Here is a 22308-nt window from a genome sequence, read left to right as displayed (position 1 = left end):
ATCTAGAGCTTCGGTTCTGATTCAATCAGAACCGATCATGCTCTAGTCTGTTGCAATGACCTCGCTCGAAAAAATCGAACGCGCGCCGATCGCGCCACAAACCTCTGCGGTCGTTCCCGGCCGTCATCTCGCGATCGAACTCGCCGAAACGCTGAAGCTCGCGGTGCCGATCGCGCTGACGCAGCTCGGGCAGATCGCGATGATGACGACCGACATCGCCATGATCGGCCGCCTCGGCAGCGAGGCCGTGGCGGCGGCCGCGCTGGCGCACACCGTCTTCTTCGTCAGCTTTACCTTCGGCATGGGGCTGGTATCTGCGGTAGCACCGTTGGCGGCGCAGGCATTTGGCGCACGCGATCCACATGTGATCCGGCGCTCTCTCCGCGTCGGCATGTGGGCTGCGCTCCTGATCTCGCTGCCGATGATGGCGCTTTCGTTTCGCGGCGAACAGATCCTCCTGATGCTGGGCCAGGCGCCGGCGGCTGCTCATCTCGCCCAGCAATATCTGTTGGGCCTGACGTGGAGCATCCTGCCTGCGCTGTGGTTTATGGCCATCCGCGGCTTCATGAGCGCGGTCAACCACCCCGAGCCGATCCTGTGGATCACGCTCGCCGCGATCCCGGCCAATGCGCTGCTGGTCTATTTGCTGCTGTATGGCGCGTTTGGCTTTCCGGAACTCGGCCTGTTCGGGGTGGGCCTTGCGACCTCGATCGTCAATCTCGGCTTATTCCTGGCGGGCCTGTGGTTTGCCACGCGCCGCCGACCGTTCCGGAAGTACCACGTGCTCGGTCATTTCTGGCGCGTCGACTGGAAGCTGATGCGGCAGCTCGTCATCATCGGCGCGCCGATCTCGATCTCCTTCCTGCTTGAATACGGCCTGTTCGGCGCCGCCGGTCTCTTGATGGGCCTGATCAGCACGACTGCGCTCGCGGCCCACCAGATCGCGCTGCAGGTCGCGGCCATCCTGTTCATGGTGCCGTTCGGCATCGGCATGGCCGCCACCGTGCGGGTCGGCCACGCCATCGGCCGCGGCGACGCCGGCGCGGTCCGGCGCGCGGGTTATGTTGCGACCTGGCTGGGCATCGTGCTCGCCGCTGTCCTGACGATCGCCGTGATGATCGGCCGCTTCGGCATCGCGGAAGTTTTTCTGGGCGAAAGCACCGATGCGGCGGCGGAACTCTCTGCGACCCTTCTCCTGGTCGGATCAACCTTCTTCATCGCCGATGCCATCCAGACCATTGCCGCCGGCTCGCTGCGCGGCATGAACGACACCCGCGTGCCGCTGTTGTTCGCGGTCCTCAGCTACTGGCTGATCGGTTTCGCCTGCGCCTGCTGGCTCGGCTTCCGGACACCGTCAGGCGCCGTCGGCGTCTGGATCGGGCTGTCGATCGGAACCGCCGTCTATGCCGTGCTTCTGCTCTTGCGCTTCCGCCTGCTGGCGAGCAAGCTTGGCTTCCAATGAAAGTCCGCGAGATCACCCCCTCCGTCGATACCGATGCGCTGCTCGCCGGCGCACACTTCGCCGACGCCTTCCAAATCGAAATCGAGGATCGTGATCTCGACGCGCGGCGCGCCGCTGAACGCATGATGGCGCGTCAGCCGCGATGGGCCGAGGCGCTGGTATCATTGCGCAATCTGCTGGTGGCGCCGCTGGGGCTGAGGACGTCGGGCGCGGGTCTGGTTCCGCCCAGAGACATGATCGGAATATTTCCGGTTGTGAGTGAAACGCCAGGTCGCCTTATCGCCGGCTTCAACGACCGCCACCTGAATTTTCGTGTCGTGATTGACGTAACGGCGCCCGGCGGCGTCAGGCAGGTCACCGCGACGACGCTGGTCAAGACGCACAATTGGTTCGGCCGGACCTATCTCGCGACCATCATGCCGTTTCACCGGCGGATCGTGCCGGCCCTGCTGCGTCAGGTGGCGACCTGAGGCGCTGGCAGGAAGCTCCGTTAGCGCAATCCGGACGCGCAGCGCGATACAGCGATCCTGTGCTTGCTCGCTACCTGGATCGGCTAGCCCTTCGCGCTGGTCGCTGTTGTGGCAGGCTTCTCGCACCACTCCGCATGGCAACGGTCGAGATCGTTCAGGTTCTGCCGCATCTGCTCCAGTGAAAATCCAAGCGCGAAAAATCGCTCCGCGACATCGACCGGCACGCCGCGGATCAGGCCCTCGCTCCGCAACGCGGCGACTTCGGCGGCATAGGCCTGCAGCGCTGCATCGACGGGCTGAATGCCCCCGACGCCGCTGCCGTTCCGCAGGGACACAGCCGCCGCGCGCATATAGTCGACGATCGCATTGCTGACATCGGACAGTGGCCGCGCCAGCCTTGCCTGCGCATTGGCCGGCAGCGGCACCACGCTGGCGCGTCCGATCATCACGACATCATGGCGCAAGCGCTGGATGGTGCGCAGCAATGGGCCGCTATCGGGTCCTGACGACAGGTGCGTCGCGCGCTCGCGCTCGGCTTCGAGGCCGGTGGCATGGAGGCTCGCCATCGCCGTGCCGATACCATCCTGGATGCGGTGCAGGGCATCGTTGTCGAGCCCGCGCGTCAGCCCCGCGAGCAGTTCGGCGAAGGCGGCAGCCAGCAGTTCCAGAAGCTGCGCCGCACTGACGCGGATCTGGCTGACCGCCCGGGACGGCAACACCAGAAATGAGATCACGAGCCCGGTGAGCGCACCGACGGAGACCTCCAAGAGCCGATCGATCGCAGAATCCAGCGGGTTGGCGTGGTTCATGGCCGGGACCAGCAACACGATCACGGCCGTCACCGTGGCGGTGCTCAGGCTGGGATTGATGGCCCCGATGAAAGCCATCGGCGCAACCGCCAGCACCAATAGCGCCAGCAAGCTGCCTTCGCCAGAATGCGGGATCAGCACCGCGATGGCCCCGCCATACACCGCGCCGCCGACCGTACCGAGCATGTAATCGCGGGTTGCCTTCAACGATCGGCCGACGCTCATCTGGGTGACGATGAGCGAGGTCAGCACCGCCCATAGCGGCAGCATCAGATGCAGCGCTCTGGCGATCGCATAGGCCGCGACCGCGGCGGCGGCGAGCCTGACCGCGAGCGCCAGTTGCGTCTTTCGGCCGCTGAGCGATCCAAGCATGCGTTTTGCGAAGGCCATCATGCGCCGCATTCCGGAATCTGTAGACCACGCCTGTGCTAGACGACGCCGAGCATAGCTGATGCCCGCGGCCGGAAGGCGGCTTGAAAGCCAAAATCAGCCCGCCTACCCTGCCCGGCAAATACGAGGAAACACGATGGCCAACGAAACCGCAACGCTCGCAGCCTATGTCGCCGACCTGAAATTTGCAGACATCCCGCCGGAGGTCCTGGAGCGCGCCAAGGTGCTGACGCTGGATTTTCTCGGCAGCACGATCCGAGCAAGGCGCGATGCGGAGTCCACGGCGTCGCTGCTTGGGATGTTGGAGGCGCTGGCGCTGGACGGCAAGGGCGAGTCCACCGTGTTCGGCGACAGCAAAACCTGGACGCCCGCGGTCGCGGCGCTGCTCAACGGCGCGCTCGGCCATTCCCTGGATTTCGACGACACGCACGCCGATTCCTCGCTGCATCCGAGCGCGCCCGTGGTGCCGGCGGCATTTGCGGTCGGCGAAATGGTCGGTGCATCGGGGCGCGACGTGCTGACCGCGATCGTGGCCGGCTATGAAGTGTGCTGCCGGCTCGGCAACGCGCTCGATCCGACCTCGCATTATGCACGCGGCTTTCATCCGACCGCGACGGCGGGAACCTATGGCGCCGCGGCGGCGGCGGGTAAATTGTTCGGGCTGTCGAAGGACCAGATCATATCCGCCTTCGGCGTGTCCGGCAGCCAGGCCGCGGGCTCGCTGCAGTTTCTGGTCAACGGCGCCTGGAACAAGCGCTACCAGGTCGGCGCCGCCGCGATGAATGGCGTCATCGCCGCCACGCTGGCGCGCAACAACTTTGTCGGTTCGAGCGAATCCGTCGAGGGCAAGCATGGCCTCCTCGTCGGCTACAGCGACGACGCGCACCCCGACAAGGCTGTCGCCGGCCTCGGCAGGACCTATGAGACGCTGAAGATCGGCGTGAAGCCGTATCCGAGCTGCCGCTATACCCATGCGGCGCTGGATGCGCTGATCGCGATGCGGCGGGAGCACAATCTGACGCCGGACCAGATCAAGCGCGTCGAGATCGGCCTCCATCGCAACGGCATCACGCTGACCGGCGACGCCGCCACCAAACGTCACCCGACCTCGATCGTCGGCGGGCAGTTCTCGATGTTCTTCACCGGCGCGCTGGCGCTTGATCAGGGCAGTTTTGGCTGGGACGATTACGACCGGCTCGGCGACGCCGCCGTCAATGCGCTGGCCGACAAGTTCGACGTGGTGCAGGACGACCGTCTCGAGATCGGCCGCACCCACCCCTTTGGCGCGCGCGTTTCAATTACGACGGATGACGGCGTGCATGAGCGGCTCTATGCCGATCCCTCCGGCGAGCCGAATTCGTTCCCGGACGCGCAGGCGATGCAGCAGAAATTTCTCACGCTCGCCCGCCCGGTGCTGAACGGCCGCGCCGATCAGCTCGCCGACGCGATCTTGTCACTCGAGAGATTCGATCGTGTCGAGAAGGCCACGCAGTTGGGGCGGCAGTAGGCGGTGCTTGCACTGACCAACCTCGCCCCGCTTGCGGGGAGAGGTCGGCGCGTAGCGCCGGGTGAGGGGATATAGGTCTATCAACTACATCTCGCTCGCGGATGGAGCCCCTCACCCCGCCCTCTCCCCGCAAGAGCGGGGCGAGGGAGAAGCGACACCGCGTCATCACGCGTTCAATTCGCACCCGCCAGCTTCCCCTTGCTCCCCGTGGCCCCAACCACGTCGCGCACGAGGTCGAACACGCCGTCGGCTTCCGGCGGCCAGTTCGGCGAACGGCCGAGCCGGACGATCACCAGCCGTTCGGACGGCACGATAATCACATACTGCCCGATCGTGCCCTTGGCGAAATAGGCATCGCGCGGCCAGCCGCGTTCGGCGCGGTAGCTCGCGCCAAAGCTGTCGCCGAGATTGGTCCAGAATCCCGCGCCCTGCCCGACCCAGGCGTTCGGCGTCGGCGACGCAGAGTATCTTGCCCAGCCTTCGGGGAGGATGCGCTTCCCACCAACAACGCCGTCATCGAGATAGAGCTGGCCGAAACGCGCCCAGTCGCGCGCGCTCGCCAGCATCTGGCTCGACCCTTCCGCATTGCCCGACGCATCGAATTCAAGCGCGACGTTGCGCATGCCGAGCGGGTCGAACAATTCCTGCCGCGCGAAGCGCATCATTTTAGACGCGCTGCCGCCGGAAGCCTGACGGATCACGTGACTGAGGATCACGGTGTTGCCGTCGTGATAATTCCATGCCGCGCCCGGCGCGGACTCCAGCGGCATGCTCTCCGCATAGGCGGCCATATCCGATTCCATGAATTTCATCCGGTTGACCGGCTCCAGCGCGGAGGCCAGCGACGCCTGCAGCGAGCTACCGAGCTTGAGCCCCGCGGTGTGACGGATCAGATGATCGAGCGTGATGGCGCGCCTTGGATCATCGGCGCCTTGCCACGCTGCAATCGGCACCGGCTCGTGCAGCTTCAGCGCGCCCTTGCGCACGAGGATGCCGGCGAGCGCAGAGATCACCGATTTGGTGGCGGAGAATCCGAGTAGCGGCGTATCGATCCCGATGCCGTCGGCATAACGCTCGGCAACAACGCGGGCCTCCTTCATGACCACGATCGCCCGCGTATGGCGCGGCGTCGACTTATCCGGCTCGGCAAAGGCGCGATCGAGCGCGGCCGCCAGTTGCGGCGTTTGCGGCGCGACGATGGATGGCCCGGCGATATCAGGCAGCAGCGCCGCCTTTGCATCTGATACCGGCACCGAAATGTCGGCGACAGCGCCACCGTGATCGAGATAGCAGCCGAGGCCTTCGCCGCGATAAACCGCGTGGCTCCGGCCCAGGCTGAACAGCGTTACCGTGACGTCCTTGCGTACGCGATCGACGCGATAGTCGAGCGCCCAGGAGATCAGCCCGGTGCCCGGCATGGCCGACATGGTCTCGGCGAACACGCGCGCCGGGTCGAGGCCGGAGGCGAAGGTCTCGGTGCAGACGACGTTGGCGACGAAGCCGGTCGCGACCTTTGGCACGTCGCGGGCGCTGGCGGCCAGAGCAAGCGCGCTGAGGGCAGTGGTACTGGCGAGGATGAGGATGATGAGATTTCGTCGTTTCACGGGGAGCCTCCGGCATGACGCATCAGCGCGTGCCGGGCATCATGGCGAGTTCGCATGGAGCGGCTCGCCGGATTTGGAAATCGCCTTGGCCGAAACCTCCGAACGGCTCGTCGATTCTGAAATTCGACAGTGATACCAATATGATGCAGGCTAAGCCGCGCTGGCCTTGAGCCGACGGTATTCGGTCGGCGTGACGCCGGTAGTGGCCTTGAAGGCGCGGTTGAAGGGACCCAGCGACTGGAAGCCGGCATCCATCGCAATCGTAATCACCGGGACTTCGGCCTGGCTTGGATCGGCGAGCGCCGCCTTGGCTTCGGCGATCCGGTGCTCGTTGAGGAACACATTGAAATTGCGATAGCCGAGCCGCTGGTTGATCAGCCGCCGCAGCCGGTATTCGGGAATGCCGAGCTTGGTCGCCAGCGTGCCGATGGTGACGTTGTCGTGGCGATAGATGCGCTCGTCGCCCATCAGCCGCATCAGCGCACCGACCAGCTTCTGATCGGCGGCGCTGGATTCGATAACCGCCGCATCGCTTGTATCGCCCTGGGCTTCAGGCGCTGCCGGGAACAGCTCCGCGCCGTCGACGCGCATCATCGCGTAGCAGATTGCGGCCACCACACCGGCCAGGACAGCCAAATTCACCGTGTTGGCGATTGCAGCGCTGCCGCTGCCGGACATCGCGATCTGGAGAGCCGCATTCAACCCGCCATAGAGTGCCGCGGCGCTGACGATAAAAACGCGAACGCTGCGGCGGCGTTCGACCAGATCGGACGACCAGGAGGCGACGGTCTGCGTAACGGCCAACGCGATGAAGCCGAGCGCAATCAGATTGATCGCGATGATGGATAGCCGAGCGCCGGATGCCGGCGCTATCCACATGCAATTGACGAAACTGAAAGCTGCGACCGCCGCCCAAAGCAACGCATGCCACCAACGCAACCGGAATGTTTCATCGAACAGCGCACGCGTGAACAGCCAGAACACCACGACATTGCCCGTCGACAGCGCGATCACGGGCGCATGCGCGATCGACACTGGCGGTGTCGCGCCGATCGAATAGGTTACGGCATGTGCCGCCGACCCCAAGGCGAAGGTGGCTGCGAGCCGTCCGGCAAGCACCGTTCCGAAACCGCGAAACAGCGCCGCCGCGAGCACCAGCAGCAGCGCGACGGTAGCGCCACGCAATGCGATATCGAGGGTGGGTAGCAGCATCAGGTCGGTCCGTTCGCGCGATCATCCGCTTCATGAAATCTAGTGCCTGTCGCCATGCGATTCAATTTGCGAAGACTAGCCCTTCTATCTATCGCGGCGCGTCACCCATAATTCAACGGTATGGCCGAGTAACATCGTCTCGCCCTCCGGATGCGCGCCAAGCCGCCGCGCTACGGCTTGAGAGGCCGTGTTCTCGCGATCGATGCAGTGGATGATCCTCTCCAATTCGAACGTCGCAAACGACCAGTCGATCGCGGCCCGCGCCGCTTCGACGGCATAGCCCTTGCCCCGGAATTCCGTTGCCACACACCCCAGCCGACCTCAAACCCCGGCCAGACCGGCGGATAGAAAGGGCCGACCCGTCCGACGAACGTGCCGCTTGCCTTCTCTTCGACCACGAACATGCCGAAGCCATGCAGCACCCAATGTCCGGCCATGATCGCAGCGTTGCGCCAGCCGACCATCGGCTCCGTCACAGGCTTGCGGTCCGCGGTAATGAAGCGCGCGCTGAGGGGATCGCCGAGCATCATTGTGTTCGCAGTAACGTCCGAGGCCCGCCATTGCCGGAGGATGAGACGCTCGGTCTCGATCCCCGGCCAGTCCGGCTGCGGCAGCGTGGCACCCTTCTTCAGCGGCGGTATCACTTTTTGTCATACTCCGAGGAGCGTCGCAGGACGCATCTTATAATGCATGCTAAGCTCGCAGCAAAACTTGGAGTGCAGGAAAATGAGCTGGCAACCCTCCAACGATCCCGTGCTTGGCGATCCCAAGACCTGCGACGCGCTCGATCTCGTCATCGTGCCGCGCACCCGCGATCTCGGCGATGGATTTGAGGTGCGGCGCGCACTGCCGCATGGCAAGCGGCAGATGGTCGGGCCGTTCATCTTCTTCGATCATTTCGGACCGATGCAGTTCATCGCCGGCAAGGGCATGGACGTGCGTCCGCATCCGCATATCGGCCTTGCCACCGTCACCTATCTGTTCGACGGCTCGATCATGCACCGCGACAGCGAGGGCAACATCCAGGAGATCCAGCCCGGCGCCATGAACCTGATGACGGCGGGGCGCGGCATCGCGCATTCCGAGCGCACGCCCGACGTGCAGCGGCGCGATGGCCAGAAGATGCTGGGCCTGCAAAGCTGGATCGCGCTGCCAGCGGGGTCGGAAGAGATCACGCCGTCGTTCCAGCACTATGCCGCCGAAGCGCTGCCGACGGTCAAGGAGAGCGGCTTCACCGCGCGCATCATCGCAGGCAGTTCGTTCGGCGTGAAATCGCCGGTCGGCATGGTGTCGCCGTGGTTCTATACCGAAGTGACAGCGCAGGCCGGGACCAGCGTCCCGCTCGATCCTGATCATGAGGAGCGCGCGATCTATCTGGTCGACGGCGAGGTCGAGATCGCGAACGAGCGCTATGAGGGGCCGCGCCTGCTGATCTTCCGGCCGGGCGACCGCATCACCGTGAAGGCCGTGAGGCCTGTGCGGATGATGTTTCTGGGCGGCGACGCGCTGGAGGGCCCGCGCCATATCTGGTGGAATTTCGTCTCCTCCAGCAAGGAGCGGATCGAACAGGCCAAACAGGACTGGAAAACCGGGCGTTTTGCCGCCGTTCCGCAGGAACACGAGTTCATTCCGCTGCCGGAGTGAGCTATTGCTCCGTTTTCCAATTCGCGCCCTCGCGCCAACGCGAGGACGCCGGCCCGAAAGCATGACCTGATGAACGCGATGCTCGCCAGCGATTTGCCCCTGCCGCGGATCGGCCGTGGCAAGGTGCGCGATATCTATGCCGTCGGCGACGACCGCGTGCTGCTACTCACCACCGACCGCATCAGCGCGTTCGACGTCGTGATGGCCGAGACCATTCCGATGAAGGGAGCGGTGCTAACCCAGATCAGCGCGTGGTGGTTCCGCCAGCTCGAAGGCGTGGTCCCGCATCACATGATCAGCGCCGATGCCGGCGAAATCATCCGCGAAGTGCCGGCGCTGAAAGATCACCGCGACGATATCCTCGGCCGCGCGATGCTGTGCCGGCGCACCACTGTCTTCCCGGTCGAATGCGTGATCCGCGGCTATATCTCGGGCTCAGCCTGGAAAGAGTATGCCGCATCGGGCACGCTCGCCGGGGAAGAACTCAAGCCCGACCTGGTCGAAAGCGAGAAGCTCGACGCGCCGATCTTCAGCCCGGCCACCAAGGCCGAGACCGGCCACGATGAAAACATCGCGGTCGCGCGGGTGCGTGAGATTTTGGGCAACGACGTCGCCGAAAAGCTCGAGAGCATGGCGCGCACGGTCTATAATTTCGGCGAACGGATCGCCCGCCATCAAGGCATCATCATCGCCGACACCAAGTTCGAGTTTGGAAGGGCTGCCGACGGCCGCATCATCCTGATCGACGAGGTAATGACCCCTGACAGTTCGCGGTTCTGGGCCGCCGACGTCTACAAGCCCGGCCGGCCGCAGCCCTCCTTCGACAAGCAGCCGCTGCGCGACTATCTCGACGCCGAGCGCCGCGCCGGCCGCTGGAACGGCGACGCCCCGCCCCCGCCGCTGCCCGACAGCGTGGTGGACGCGACGAGCAAGCGGTATCTCGAAGCGTATCGACGGGTGACGGGGGATGAGTTGAAGGTCTGAGCCGTCATTGCGAGCGAAGCGACGCAATCCATTCCGCCGCTCGCGTTGACAATGGATTGCTTCGTCGCTGCCGCTCCTCGCAACGACGAGCGGATACAAGATTGCCCTGCAGGCTTGTCTGGTGCCAAGCTACCTCCCAGAAAAAACAGAGGGAGCGCCTGACATGTCCGAAGAAAATTCCGTGCTCGTCGAACGCGATGGCCCCATCACCATCGTTTCCATCAACCGCCCGCATTGCCGCAACGCTGTTGACGGCGCGACCGCGCGTAAGCTGTATGACGCCTTCCTTGCGTTCGATGCCGATGAGGCTGCATCGGTCGCCGTGTTCACCGGCACCGGCGGCTACTTCTGCGCGGGCGCTGACCTCAAGGCGGTGGCGGCGGGCGATCCGAACAAGAAGCGTGAGCTCGGCGGCCACGACTCGATTGCGCCGATGGGGCCGAGTCGTTTGCGGCTGTCAAAACCCGTGATCGCGGCGGTCGAGGGCTTTGCGGTGGCCGGCGGGATGGAGCTGGCGCTGTGGGCGGATATGCGCGTGGTCGCTGACGATGCGACCTTCGGCATCTTCTGCCGCCGCTTTGGCGTGCCACTGATCGATCTCGGCACCATCCGCCTGCCGCGGCTGATCGGGCACTCGCAGGCAATCGATTTGATTCTCACCGGCCGCCCGGTCGGCGCGCAGGAGGCGCTGCGCATGGGGCTCGCCAACCGCGTCGTCGGCCGCGGCGAGGCGACTGCGCATGCGATCACGCTGGCGCGGGAGATTGCGCGTTTTCCGCAGAAATGCATGCGCGCCGATCGGCTGGCGGCCCTGCGGCAGTGGGACCTTTCCGAGGAGGAAGCGATCAAGAACGAGATGCGCGGCGGGCTGGAAGTGATCGGCTCGGGTGAGACGCTGTCGGGCGCGACACGCTTCGCCTCTGGCATCGGCCGCCACGGCGCGTTTGCGGATGACGTCAGCGATTGATCGCCGCTTCCGTAGCCCGGATGGAGCGCAGCGAAATCCGGGGCTATCGCGCAGTAGATGGAGCTCTCCCGGATTACGCTTCGCTCCATCCGGGCTACAGGACCAATTAAACCCCGGCCATCATCACGTATTTGATCTCGACATATTCTTCCATGCCGTGATGCGAGCCTTCGCGGCCCAAGCCGCTCTCCTTGACGCCGCCGAAGGGCGCGACTTCCGTCGTGATCAGCCCGGTGTTGACGCCAACCATGCCGGATTCCAGCGCTTCGGCGACGCGCCAGACGCGGCCGAGATCGCGGGAATAGAAGTACGAAGCAAGACCGAACGGCGAGTTGTTGCACATCGCGATCACGTCGGCCTCGTCCTTGAAGCGGAACACCGGCGCCAAGGGTCCGAAGGTTTCCTCGTGCGCGACGAGCGCGTCCGGCTTCACGTTCGATAGCACCGTCGGCTCGAAGAAGCTGCCGCCGAGCGCATGGCGTTTGCCGCCGGTGACGATCTTGGCGCCGCCCTTCACCGCATCCGCAATGTGCTTCTCGACCTTGTCGACCGCTTCCATGTTGATCAGCGGACCCTGCACCACGCCCTGTTCGGTGCCGTCACCTATCTTCATTGCGGCGACCTTCTTCGAGAGCTTTTCGACGAACTGGTCGTAGATCTTGTCCTGGGCGTAGAGGCGGTTGGCGCAGACGCAGGTCTGGCCCATGTTGCGATACTTGGAGACGATGGCGCCCTCGACCGCGGCGTCGATATCTGCGTCGTCGAACACCACGAACGGCGCGTTGCCGCCGAGTTCGAGCCCGAGCTTCTTCACGCCGACAGCCGCCTGCTGATAGAGGATTTTTCCAACTTCGGTCGAGCCGGTGAAGCCGACGAAGCGCACGGCCGGGTGCTCGCACAGCACCTTGCCGATCGCGGACGAATTGCCGGTGAGGATGTTGAACACGCCCTTCGGCACGCCGGCCTTTTCGGCGAGCGCGACCAGCGCCAGCGCGGTCAGCGGGGTTTCATTGGCGGGCTTGAGCACGACGGTGCAGCCCGCGGCGAGCGCCGGCGAGACTTTGCGGGTGATCATCGAGCACGGGAAATTCCACGGCGTGATCGCGCCGCAGACGCCGATCGGCTGCTTGATTGCGAGCAGGCGCGCATCAGGCCGCTGGGTCGGAATGGTTTCGCCATAAACGCGGCGGGCTTCTTCGGCGAAGAACTCGACATAGGCGCCGCCGATATCGACCTCGCCGAGCGCTTCCGCCAGCGGCTTGCCCTGCTCTGAGGTGAGGATCAGCGCCAGGTCTTCGCGGTTGGCGATGATCAGGTCGAACCACTTCCGCAAAATGTTGGAACGCTGTTTGGCGGTGAGCTTGGCCCAGGCCGGGAACGCGCGTTCGGCGGCCTCGACGGCCTGCATCGCTTCCGCGGTACTCATGGCCGGCACCTTTGCCAGTTCCACGCCATTGACCGGATTGGTAACCGGGCGCGACGGCGTGCCGACCCAGGCGCCGTCGATGTAGCAACGGTCGCGCAGCAGCGAGGGATCTTTCAGGCGGTCGTGCAGCGAGGGGGTGGAGGCTGAAGCGCGTGCGGCAACGGGCGGGTTCATGGCGTACTCCTCGGATTTTCTTGGGGTATTGATCCGAGTATAGGCCCTAACCAGCCGCAATGCATCGGCCGCAGACGCGACCCTGCTTCAAGGAATTTTGAGGGGGACGCCAGTGAGGATCGCTGTCATTCCGGGATGGTGCGTAAGCACCAGACCCGGAATCTCGAGATTCTCAGGGGCGCGAGGGCGCCCCATAGTTCGCTTCGCGCCCCGGAATGACGGGTCACTTACGCCGCGCCGCTCATATAGGTTTCTCGGCGGCCGATCATGCGCTGCGCGGCGGCCTTGGCGTCGGCTTTCGAGGAAGTCGCGCAGGTGCGGTATTCGAGGTCCGGCAATTTGGCCGTCTCCCGACGCCCGAACCAGGATTTGGAACCGACCGAAAGCTGCGCCAGGGCCTGGGCAACGTTATCGACAGCCTCGAAGGAATGCAGCGCACCGGTGCCGGCATAGCGGACTTCGAAGATTCCGGGGGTAATCGGCGCCTCGATGTTTTCGCCACGTCCAGGGCGGGGATATCGCTTCCATTCACTCCAGGTCGAAATCATCGCGTAAAGCCTCGCAGCGTTGGAAATACGGCTATTTCTGGTTAATTCGTCCAGCCTACGAGCAACGTTTCTGCTGGAATCAGAATGCATTACTGAAAAAATACGGCTTCGGGAATCGTGGCGAAATCACGATATCGTGGATGGTTAAGCCGGTCACCGGCATAGCGCTTCGTCCACCGCGGATTGCGGCGAGGTGTTGCCGTTTGGTGTCGCCCATACCGCGCCACCGCTGCCCACACCGCTTACCCATCACGAGATCGCGACATCGGCGGCGGCCATCCGCGGCCGCTTGCGGGATCGCACGACCGGGAGGAAGATCGCGCCACTCCATAAAAAATCAAAGCGAGAGGTGACCCATGCAAAGTAAAGCCCAGATCGATCAGGTTCTGCGTCAGAAATGCGAGGCCAAGGAGATTCCCGGCGTGGTCGCGATGGCGGCGACCGGCAATGAGGTGATTTATCAAGGCGCGTTCGGCAAACGCGACCTGTCCAAGGACGATCCGATGACCGCCGACAGCGTGTTCTGGATCGCCTCCATGACCAAGGCGATCACGAGCGCGGCGGGCATGCAGCTCGTCGAACAAGGCAGGCTTTCGCTCGACGAGCCGATCGGCAAGCTTTTGCCCGATCTCGCCAACCCGCAGGTGCTGGAAGGCTTTGACGCCAGCGGCGAGCCAAAACTGCGGCCCGCCAGGAAACCGATCACGCTGCGCCATCTCATGACCCACACCGCCGGCTTCTGCTACGACGTGTGGAACGGCGACATGGGGAAATACCAGGAGAAGACCGGAACCCCGAACATCTTCAGCTGCCAGAACGCGGCGCTGAAGGGGCCGATCATGTCCGATCCCGGCACGCGCTGGGAATATGGCATCAACATCGATTTCGTCGGCAAGGCGGTGGAAGCCGCGAGCGGCAAGCAGCTCGACGCTTACCTGCGCGACCATATATTCGCGCCGCTTGGCATGAACGACACCGGCTTCAAGATCACGGACTCCCAGCGCCAGCGGCTGGTCGGTATGCATGCGCGCGGCGAAGACGGATCGCTGGCGCCGATCCCGTTCGAGCTCGAGCAGAATCCGGAATTTCATATGGGCGGCGGCGGCCTCTACGGCACGGCAGCCGACTACATCACGTTTACCCAGATGATCCTCAACAAGGGCCGCGGCAACGGCAACCAGCTCTTGAAGCCCGAGACGGTGGCGCTGATGGGCCAGAACCACATCGGCGATCTCAGCATCGGCAAGATGCCGACGATGGCGCCCATGTACACCAACGATGTCGATCTCTATCCGGATATCGTCAAGAAGTGGGGGCTCTCCTTCCTGATCACCACCGCCAAGACCCCGGAAGGCCGCAGCGCCGGCAGCCTTGCCTGGGCCGGCCTCGCCAACACCTATTTCTGGATCGATCCGGCCCGCAACGTCGCCGGCGTGATCCTGATGCAGCTGTTGCCCTTCGTCGATGCCAAGGCCCTGGAAGCTTTTGCGGGCTTCGAACGCGGGGTTTATGCCGGGCTGGATGCCGGGCAGAAGGCGGCCTGAAAAAGAAGAGAGAGGGCGGGGCGACGTTGCGTGGCACGCCCTCACCCCGCCTACACTCGTCATCCTCCGCGAAGGCGGGGGATCCAGTACGCCGCAGCCTATCGGTTCTATCACTGCTGTCTCTGGAATACTGGATCGTCCGCCTGCGCGGACGATGACAGTTGGGGGTGCGGCGCGCTCGCGCTCATCAAACGCACCTTCACGATCTCGCGACATGAACTGCCCGAGGTTTGCATCTTCTTTCGCCCTCCTCGAGAAAGAGGGCGCAGGGAAGACCGGGTGCGCGCTGCACCCGCGGTCTCGTGTGCAATTGCGCACAAAGAACGCGCACACGAGCATACAGGTCCAGCGGAGAGCATCCGGCCTTCCCTGCGCAATGGTTTTACGGCGTACTTCGTGCTCTCCCCGGTGTGCGAATTCCTTTAGCCACCGTCATCCGCGGATTGATGGATGGGGCCGGCCCGGTCGGGCCGGCACATCCTCCGCGGACTTGACACCAGCCACGGGTGCCAGGACCACACGACTTGGCCGTACACGGCACGCCTTACGCCAAGGGTCTCGACGGGCTTGGTACCCACCCGCCGAAGTCTGGCGCAAAGCGCGTTAGCATCGGTCGTCTGCGTGCCGTCCTTCGCTCACGGGCGAGCCCGCCCTGCGACGACGTTTGCGCGCCCGACGCTGCCGCGTCCACCGCACCCCGCCCCGCGTTTAGTGACGATCGCGAAACGCCCCTCTTGGGGGACGGGATGGCGGAAGTTGTAAGGGTGATTTGGGGCAATCGTGAAGCGAATTATTTTTGCGGACGAGGCTGGACCAGGCAAATCACGTTGAATTCCTTCTCGAATTTCAGATTTGCGCGCAATTGTCCCTCAAGCCACGGCGCTATCGTTAATGGCCCGGATTCTCGTGACCAGCCTTGCGACCTTCTCTTCATCAAACAGCTTTTCCGGACCGGTCGGGGCCAGATCGGTGAAAGGCGGCTCGTAGAGCAAGGCGGGGTCCATCGTGCCTTGATCGGTGAGATGCTCGATCACCATGTTGATGAATTCGATCTGCTGTGCCGTCGCAGATCCCTTGGCAAGAAATTCACTGAAGGCCTCGCTCACGGCGGCACGATCCAGGCCAACAATTGAACGGACAAAACGACCGAAACCGTGGCTGGTCTCGCGGGCACGCTCGATGTCTCCCGCTTCGCCGATACCAGCATCCAGCAGCATCTTTTCGAGTTCGGTCAGATCCGTGGGCGTGAGCGGCTTACCCTGCCGCAGCTTGTGGAGGACGATGTGGTCCTCATGCGCTTTCAGGAAATGCCGGGCCTTGAGCTTGAACCGCGCAAAGTCGGCCTCGCCAAATTGCGGCAGCTCATGCTCGACGCCCTCCCCGATCTCGTCGGCGAAATTGGAGTAGACGATCGCCTTCTTCGACTTATCGATATGCTGCACCAGATCACGCAACCGCAGCCGTACCAATTCGAGCAGGGGAACGGTAACGCCCTCCCACCATTGCTGGGTCTGAATTTCTTCGATCAGCACCGCCTGATGCGCTATCGCCGGAATGCCGGTCTGATCTTCCAGTGCCGATGCAATTTCGAGCAGTTGCTTCTTGAGAGTGTCGAACCGCTTCGAGCCCTTCAACAAGGCCAGCTCCAGCGAGAACATCAGGAGATCGAACCGCCTTGCTTCCTCGATCCCCAGGCTCTTCGCTGACGGCAGCGGCGCAATCTCCTCGACCAATTCCTTGCGAACCTCATCGCTGAGCAGCAACCATGATTCCGGCTTGTTGTACTTCTCCACGGCACGGCGATGCCGTCGCACGATGAAATTGTCGAGGTTCAACCCACCGACCGTATCCTGCAATGTCTGCAGTGCGTCAGATCGGATGGCCTCTTCGCTGGGGGGCGCCTGCGGCGCGGCTTGATACGAAGCGACCCCCATCTCCGCGAAGCCGCCCACCTTCTCCTGCTTCTCATCCAGTGCGCGCACGAGATCAAGGCGGGCTGCGAACAGCCGTTCGGACAGTGATTTTGCCGCACTTGCCTCCTTGAGCGCCGGATTGGCGCCGAAGAATTCGAGATTCTGGCAATAGTCGAAGACGCGAAAGAACTCCTTGTCCTGACCGGGACCGAACAGATCAGGACAAAGCCGCGTGCCGCGGCCCATCATCTGCCAGAACTTCGTCTTCGAGCGCACCTGCTTGAAGAACACGAGATTGACGACTTCGGGCACGTCGATCCCGGTATCGAGCATATCGACCGAGATCGCGATATGCGGGACCGAGTTCTTCCTGGAAAAATCGTCGATCAATGTCTGGGCATACGGCCCGGTCTCATAGGTGATGACGCGCGAGAAATGCCCGGCAAGCGCAGGATAGGCCGCGTTGAACCGTTGCTCGATGAACTTCGCATGACTCTGGTTCTTGGCGAAGATGATGGTTTTGCCGATCCGGTCGCCGCCCTCGACCTTGATCCCGTTCTGCATCAAGTGCTCCAAGACCAGGTCGACCGTATCCTCATTGAAGAGGCGCTTGTTGATCTCCGCAGCATCGACGCTGTCGGGGACTTCGTCCTCGCCCCATTCCAGCATGTCCCAATGGTCTTTTTCTTCCTCGGACAGTTCATCGTAGCGCAAGCCTGAACGCACGATCTTGAGCGGCACCGAGATCGGCCGCGCCGGAACGAGATAGCCATCGGCCACGGCTTCGTCGAGCGAATAGGCATCGGTTGGAACGCCATCCTCCAGGTCGAACAGCGAATAGGTATTCTTGTCGATTTCGTCCTTGGGTGTCGCAGTCAAGCCGACCAGGAAGGAATCGAAATACTCGAAGATCGCCTTAAAGCGCTGGTAGACCGAGCGATGCGCCTCATCGATGATGATGAGATCGAAATGGCCGGGGCCGAACTTCGCCTGCCCCTCCTGCCTTCCATCGATCAGGTTCATCATCGTTGGATAGGTCGACAAGAAGACGCGCCCCTCGCTGGTGCGTTCGGTCACAAGATTGACCGGCGCCGAATCCGGCAAATGCGCCTTGAAGGCACCTGCGGCCTGGTTCACCAGCGCGATACGGTCGGCCAGAAACAAGACGCGCTTGACCCAGCCGGCCCGCATCAGAAGATCGACCAAGGCGATCACGGTGCGGGTCTTGCCGGAGCCCGTCGCCATAACCAGCAGCGCCTTGCGTTCTCCGTCAGCTTCAAAATGCTTGGCGATGGCGCGGATCGCGCGCTGCTGATAGGGGCGTTCGATGATCTTGCGATTCAACGCCTCCGAACCGAGCTTCTTGCGGGCGGTGCGGCGTTGAACCAGCAACTCCAGTTCGTCGCGCTTGTAGAAGCCGCCGATCTGGCGCGGCGGATAGCGCGTGTCGTCCCAAATCCAGTGTTCGTAACCATTCGAGTAGAAGATCACGGGCCGCTGGCCGTACCGCGCTTCGAGCCGATCGGCGTAGAGCTTGGCCTGCTGCTGCCCCACGCGAGCATCCTTGCGGGTGCGCTTGGCTTCCACCAGCCCCAGCGGCTTGCCGTCAGCGCCCCACAACACGTAATCGACAAAGCCGATGCCTTCGTTGTTGGGCATCCCCTCGATGCGGAATTCCAAGTCTTCGGGCTTGTCGAGCGGCCAACCGGCCTCGCGCAGCAACAGATCGATGTAGCGGTCGCGGGTCTCGGCCTCGTTGTAGTCGTGCCGGTCCGGTTGGGCCTCGGCGGCCTTGCGTGCGGCGGCGACCTGGGCACGCAGCTCTTTCAGTTCATCGTCGAGGTTTTGCTTATCGGCGAGCAGCTTCGTCAGTTCGCCGTCCTTGGCATCAAGCTCGGCCTGCTGCGCCTTCACATAAGCAAAGGCCTTCTTCAGTGCTTCGTCGCGGCGGGACAGCACCGAAGCGTCGAAGACTAGCCCGTCGGCTGGCTTGCCCTTTCGCGCATAGGTGCGGGCCAGCCAGAAGCAAACGTGAAACAGCTCCCTGACCGCGCCCGTAGCGTCGCCCGGCTTGATGGTGCGTTCTTCATGCACCGCGCGGTTGCGAAGCGAATTGATGTATTTGGCTTTGGCAAACACCGCCTCGCCCGCCGCCCGCCGAAAGCTCGGCTCGTGCAGCAATGCTGCGATATTGTCCTGATAGGGGAGCTTCAACCCGGGGTCATTGCGGAACGCCCATTTGACCCCGACCTCGACCGCCTTGCCGGCAAAGAATGCCGCGGCCGTCGGCGATACCGCCGCCTGGCGCTCCGCCTCCACCGCCGCCTCGTGCACGGCGGGGAACTCGGCAGCGAGGAAGGCGAAATTGGACATCGGCGCTGCTATTTGCCCGCGTCGATCAGTTCGATGTCCTTCTTGAGCAACGTGTTCACCAGCGAGCTCAGCGAGACCCCCCGCGCCGAGGCTCGCTCGGAAAGATAGTCCAGCACCTCCGGCTCCAGGTGGACCGGCGGCACAAGCCGGGTCCCCTCCCGAAAGAACTTGCCGCGCTTGGCGGTCGAGAAGTCATATTCGTCCTTCATCAGATCACCCTTCTTCGTATTGACGGGTTTCGCGGCGCGTCGGCCGGCGCGCCGAAATGATACGTATGGCTGCCCGCTCCTCCGACAGCTCGATATAAGTATGCACGACCAGCAGTAAATTGCTGGCGGGATTTCGACCTATGGTAACCCATCGCTCCTCCCCTTGGCCAGACTCCTCGTCAAGCCGCGACAGGGCTAGGGGATCGGCAAAAACGCCCATGGCATCCTCGAAGGCAACGCCGTGCTTGCGCCGATTGCTCTCGGCCTTTGCTAGGTCCCAGTCGAACTCGAAACGCATGGCTAGAGCTGCCCGGAGAAGGCGCGGGATTGGAGGGAGGAGAAGATGTTGGATACTTGCGAATTCTGTTCGATAGCGAGAGATTTGGCGGCCTCCAGGCGGCTTATCCGTTCAGAAAATCGCTCCTGGAGCATTATGGGAGGCAACCGTACCTCGAAGGCGCGACAGGCTGGGAGCGGTAGGTGCTTAACTGTCGAACCGGACCCCATGCGGTCGAATTGATCGCGCAGATACTTGTCGGCAAATGACCAAACCAAAAAATCGGAAGTCATGACCCGCTGCTTAGGGCGGTATAACATCAATCTTTGACCAAGAAAGACTTGGTCGTCCGTTACAAGCTTGCCAACAGCTCCCACCGGAGCCTCACGTGTCAATAGAACATCTCCCTTCCGAGGAGTTGCTCTGCGATTCCATATTTTAAATGTATCCTTAGTTACGTATCGAACGTTATCAACGTCTACTCTACCATTCCTAACGTTTGTGGTTCTAAGCATCTTGTAAGATGTTTTATAATCCACAATCGGAGCTGTTCTGTTCACGCAGTCAACGATCAATCCACAGGCGTCGGCGATACTGGCGCTGAGCCATCGATGAGAATTCGAACTAAGCGATCCAAACATTTCAAGAAAGATCGACTGAGCGAGACTGTCGAACAGTTCAAGGGCGCTTTTACGGCTTGCGCCGTAGCGCATCCGCCTTGTCCAGAATCGCTGAAATCCGTCGCTGCTCAGCGAGGGGAGGGAGCGGGATTTCTATCCTTTCAACGACCCCTTTAGAGATTTCCTTAAACGTCGCACCGTTCCCGAGGCTCTGCAAAAAGGTGGTTTTCGATCTGAGCCAGTGGAACAGGAATTTACTATCGACTCTGCGACGATCCGGCACCAGGCTCTTGAACCCTTGGTTTGTTGCCATCGGCACGGCGTTGATAGCAACCAGTCCAATCGGAGCACGCGAGCTTAGGAGAACAGAATTCTCAGGCAGGAGAGATGCAGCACAGCTCTTAAGACCTTCCTCAGTAATCGTCCGAGGCGGCCTCTCAAGATAGGCCCCGTCAAGTTCGCTCAAATCCTTCGGCGTTGTCCAGAGAACATTGCCGCCCCAGAATTTCTCCTCTGACGTTCGAGGCGTTGCACCGGAGACGATGTCGCATACATCGCCAAGCGTGGCGATTGCCCAGGTCACAACATCGACTCCAATTCGTCCAACTCCTTGGCAATATCCTGCTCCAGCGCCTTCAACTCCATAATGATCTCCTTCGGTGACCGATGTTCGGCCGCTTCGTGAATTACTTCCTTGTAGCGATTGATCGACAGATCATAGCCCGCCGCCGCAATCTCAACCTTAGGCACGCAAAAGCTCGGCGCCGTCCGCGGACGTTTACGTTCGGCGGCGCTACGTTGCTGCCAACGGGCAGTGATATCTGGCAGATTATTCCTCTCGCGCTCGTCATCGCCAAGCTTTGCCCTTGGCCCTATCTTCTCTGTCGGTAGCAGTGCGTTACGCTTATCGTCCAGGGAGAACCCGTCGGCCTGACAATCGTAGAACCAGACGTGATCGGTTCCGCCGGAGTTCGTCTTGGTGAACAGCACGATCGCCGTGGACACGCCGGCGTAGGGCCGGAACACGCCCGAGGGCAGCTTCACGATGCCATCCAGCTTGTGATCCTCCACCAGCATTTTGCGGATCGCTTTGTGCGCCGTCGAAGAGCCGAACAGCACGCCATCCGGCACGATCACCGCCGCACGTCCGCCGGGCTTCAAGAGCTTCAGGAACAGCGCCATGAACAGAAGCTCGGTCTTCTTGGTCTTGACGATCGCGCGCAAATCCTTCGCCGTCGTCTCGTAGTCGAGCGAGCCTGCGAACGGCGGATTGGCCAGCACAAGGCTATAGCGATCTGCATCGCTGGCGTGTTCCTGCGCCAGCGAATCCTTATAGCGGATATCCGGATCCTCGACGCCATGCAGCGTCATGTTCATCGAGCCGATGCGCAGCATCGTGCCGTCGAAATCGAAGCCGTGGAACATCTCCTCGTTGAAATGATCGCGGCTTGCCTTTTCGTGGAACAGCTTCGGATGGTTCTCGCGCAGATATTCGCCGGCTGCGACCAGGAAGCCGCAGGTGCCGCAGGCAGGATCGACGATGATGTCCTTCGGCCCTGGCGCCATCATTTCGACCATCAGCGCGATGATGTGGCGCGGCGTGCGGAACTGGCCGTTCTGCCCGGCGGTCGCGATCTTCGACAGCATGTATTCGTAGAGATCGCCCTTGGTGTCGCGATCTTCCATCGGGATTTCGGCGAGAAGGTCGACCACCTTGGCGAGCAGCGCCGGCGTCGGGATGGTGAAGCGCGCACCCTTCATGTGGGTGGCGTGCGCGGTGCCGGCCTCGGCCATGTTGCGCAGGAACGGAAAGACGTGTTCGGAGACGATTTCGAACATCGTCGCCGGGTCCTTGTTCTTCAGCTTGGACCAGCGCATCTCCTCATAGGCAACGCCACCGTTCTTGCCGATCTTGTCCTTGCCGGTCGGGAAAATGCGCCGTTCCATCGGCTTGCCGAGGCGATTGGCCTTGCGCTCCTCGAGCGTATGGGCGTCGTCCAGCCCGCGCATGAAAAGCAGGTAGGTAATCTGTTCGATCACCTCGAGCGGATTGGCGATGCCGCCCGCCCAGAACGCGTTCCATACCCCGTCGATCCTGGAGCGAAGTTCACCTGTCAGCATGCAGCCCCCGCGAGAAACGTCTCACGGGTTGCATAGCAAATGTCCGATGGAAAA

General features: G+C 62.6%; 19 protein-coding genes and 1 pseudogene. 7 read left to right on the top strand and 13 right to left on the bottom strand.

From position 1 onward, the window contains the following. The first annotated feature begins 55 nt into the window (after positions 1 to 55). Together V1283_RS38795 and V1283_RS38790 are read left to right on the top strand one after the other, a co-directional pair. The gene (locus tag V1283_RS38795; protein WP_334391838.1) at positions 56 to 1462 is read left to right on the top strand and encodes an MATE family efflux transporter; all 1407 of its coding nucleotides are present in this window, start codon (positions 56 to 58) and stop codon (positions 1460 to 1462) included. Then, positions 1459 to 1932 (top strand): DUF2867 domain-containing protein, encoded by a 474-nt coding sequence (locus tag V1283_RS38790; RefSeq protein ID WP_334391837.1) that lies wholly within the window; start codon positions 1459 to 1461, stop codon positions 1930 to 1932. The genes V1283_RS38795 and V1283_RS38790 overlap by 4 nt, the downstream gene beginning before the upstream one ends. 83 nt (positions 1933 to 2015) lie before the next feature. Here the strand turns inward: V1283_RS38790 and V1283_RS38785 are convergent, their stop codons facing one another. After that, entirely contained in the window at positions 2016 to 3131 is a 1116-nt protein-coding gene (locus V1283_RS38785) for an FUSC family protein (protein ID WP_334393332.1), read from the bottom strand. 136 nt (positions 3132 to 3267) lie between these two features. On the opposite strand from V1283_RS38785, the gene V1283_RS38780 reads away from it, so the two are divergent. Beyond that, positions 3268 to 4638 (top strand): MmgE/PrpD family protein, encoded by a 1371-nt coding sequence (locus tag V1283_RS38780; protein ID WP_334391836.1) that lies wholly within the window; start codon positions 3268 to 3270, stop codon positions 4636 to 4638. Between the two features lie 173 nt (positions 4639 to 4811). Here V1283_RS38780 and V1283_RS38775 read toward each other — a convergent pair whose 3' ends face one another. The 4 genes and pseudogenes from V1283_RS38775 to V1283_RS38760 all read right to left on the bottom strand — a co-directional run. Beyond that, on the bottom strand, positions 4812 to 6242 hold the full coding sequence (locus V1283_RS38775) for a serine hydrolase domain-containing protein (protein ID WP_334391835.1): 1431 nt from the start codon (positions 6240 to 6242) through the stop codon (positions 4812 to 4814). A gap of 150 nt (positions 6243 to 6392) precedes the next feature. Then, positions 6393 to 7454, bottom strand: coding sequence for a helix-turn-helix domain-containing protein (locus V1283_RS38770; RefSeq protein ID WP_334391834.1), 1062 nt, complete (start codon positions 7452 to 7454; stop codon positions 6393 to 6395). Between the two features lie 84 nt (positions 7455 to 7538). After that, positions 7539 to 7760: a GNAT family N-acetyltransferase gene (locus tag V1283_RS38765; protein ID WP_334391833.1), complete on the bottom strand. Its 222-nt coding sequence runs from the start codon at positions 7758 to 7760 to the stop codon at positions 7539 to 7541. Between the two features lie 62 nt (positions 7761 to 7822). After that, a pseudogene (locus V1283_RS38760) lies at positions 7823 to 7981 on the bottom strand (GNAT family N-acetyltransferase); the annotation flags it as partial. A 199-nt stretch (positions 7982 to 8180) separates the two neighbouring features. Here V1283_RS38760 and V1283_RS38755 point away from each other — a divergent pair. The 3 genes from V1283_RS38755 (at position 8181) to V1283_RS38745 (ending at position 11049) form a co-directional block, all read left to right on the top strand. Then, positions 8181 to 9098 carry a pirin family protein gene (locus V1283_RS38755; RefSeq protein WP_334391832.1) on the top strand — a complete coding sequence of 306 codons (918 nt, stop codon included), beginning with the start codon at positions 8181 to 8183 and terminating at the stop codon, positions 9096 to 9098. 69 nt (positions 9099 to 9167) lie between these two features. After that, the gene (locus V1283_RS38750; protein ID WP_334391831.1) at positions 9168 to 10082 is read left to right on the top strand and encodes a phosphoribosylaminoimidazolesuccinocarboxamide synthase; all 915 of its coding nucleotides are present in this window, start codon (positions 9168 to 9170) and stop codon (positions 10080 to 10082) included. Positions 10083 to 10245: 163 nt separating this feature from the next. After that, positions 10246 to 11049 (top strand): crotonase/enoyl-CoA hydratase family protein, encoded by an 804-nt coding sequence (locus tag V1283_RS38745; RefSeq protein ID WP_334391830.1) that lies wholly within the window; start codon positions 10246 to 10248, stop codon positions 11047 to 11049. A 106-nt stretch (positions 11050 to 11155) separates the two neighbouring features. Here the strand turns inward: V1283_RS38745 and V1283_RS38740 are convergent, their stop codons facing one another. Both V1283_RS38740 and V1283_RS38735 read right to left on the bottom strand, forming a co-directional pair. Then, positions 11156 to 12649, bottom strand: a complete 1494-nt coding sequence (locus V1283_RS38740) for an NAD-dependent succinate-semialdehyde dehydrogenase (protein WP_334391829.1) — start codon at positions 12647 to 12649, stop codon at positions 11156 to 11158. Between the two features lie 227 nt (positions 12650 to 12876). After that, positions 12877 to 13197 carry a hypothetical protein gene (locus tag V1283_RS38735; protein ID WP_334391827.1) on the bottom strand — a complete coding sequence of 107 codons (321 nt, stop codon included), beginning with the start codon at positions 13195 to 13197 and terminating at the stop codon, positions 12877 to 12879. A 356-nt stretch (positions 13198 to 13553) separates the two neighbouring features. Here V1283_RS38735 and V1283_RS38730 point away from each other — a divergent pair, with 356 nt between their 5' ends. Further along, positions 13554 to 14741, top strand: coding sequence for a serine hydrolase domain-containing protein (locus V1283_RS38730; RefSeq protein WP_334391826.1), 1188 nt, complete (start codon positions 13554 to 13556; stop codon positions 14739 to 14741). Positions 14742 to 15610: 869 nt separating this feature from the next. Here V1283_RS38730 and V1283_RS38725 read toward each other — a convergent pair. From V1283_RS38725 to V1283_RS38700, 6 genes are read right to left on the bottom strand one after another with little or no spacing between them, the layout of a single operon-like run. Continuing rightward, positions 15611 to 19027 carry a DEAD/DEAH box helicase family protein gene (locus V1283_RS38725; protein WP_334391825.1) on the bottom strand — a complete coding sequence of 1139 codons (3417 nt, stop codon included), beginning with the start codon at positions 19025 to 19027 and terminating at the stop codon, positions 15611 to 15613. A gap of 8 nt (positions 19028 to 19035) precedes the next feature. After that, entirely contained in the window at positions 19036 to 19236 is a 201-nt protein-coding gene (locus tag V1283_RS38720; protein ID WP_334391824.1) for a hypothetical protein, read from the bottom strand. Between the two features lie 4 nt (positions 19237 to 19240). Then, complete coding sequence (locus tag V1283_RS38715) at positions 19241 to 19534, bottom strand: BrnT family toxin (RefSeq protein ID WP_334391823.1); 294 nt, start codon at positions 19532 to 19534, stop codon at positions 19241 to 19243. A gap of 2 nt (positions 19535 to 19536) precedes the next feature. After that, positions 19537 to 20226: a hypothetical protein gene (locus V1283_RS38710; RefSeq protein WP_334391822.1), complete on the bottom strand. Its 690-nt coding sequence runs from the start codon at positions 20224 to 20226 to the stop codon at positions 19537 to 19539. Then, positions 20204 to 20716, bottom strand: a complete 513-nt coding sequence (locus tag V1283_RS38705; RefSeq protein WP_334391821.1) for a restriction endonuclease subunit S — start codon at positions 20714 to 20716, stop codon at positions 20204 to 20206. Before V1283_RS38705 ends, V1283_RS38710 begins: the two co-directional genes overlap by 23 nt. Further along, the gene (locus V1283_RS38700) at positions 20713 to 22254 is read right to left on the bottom strand and encodes a type I restriction-modification system subunit M (protein ID WP_334391820.1); all 1542 of its coding nucleotides are present in this window, start codon (positions 22252 to 22254) and stop codon (positions 20713 to 20715) included. Before V1283_RS38700 ends, V1283_RS38705 begins: the two co-directional genes overlap by 4 nt. Positions 22255 to 22308: the final 54 nt, after the last annotated feature.

The organism is Bradyrhizobium sp. AZCC 2262 (assembly GCF_036924535.1).
In the GTDB taxonomy this organism is placed as follows: Bacteria; Pseudomonadota; Alphaproteobacteria; order Rhizobiales; family Xanthobacteraceae; genus Bradyrhizobium.
This window is presented reverse-complemented; position numbering and strand designations above follow the sequence as displayed.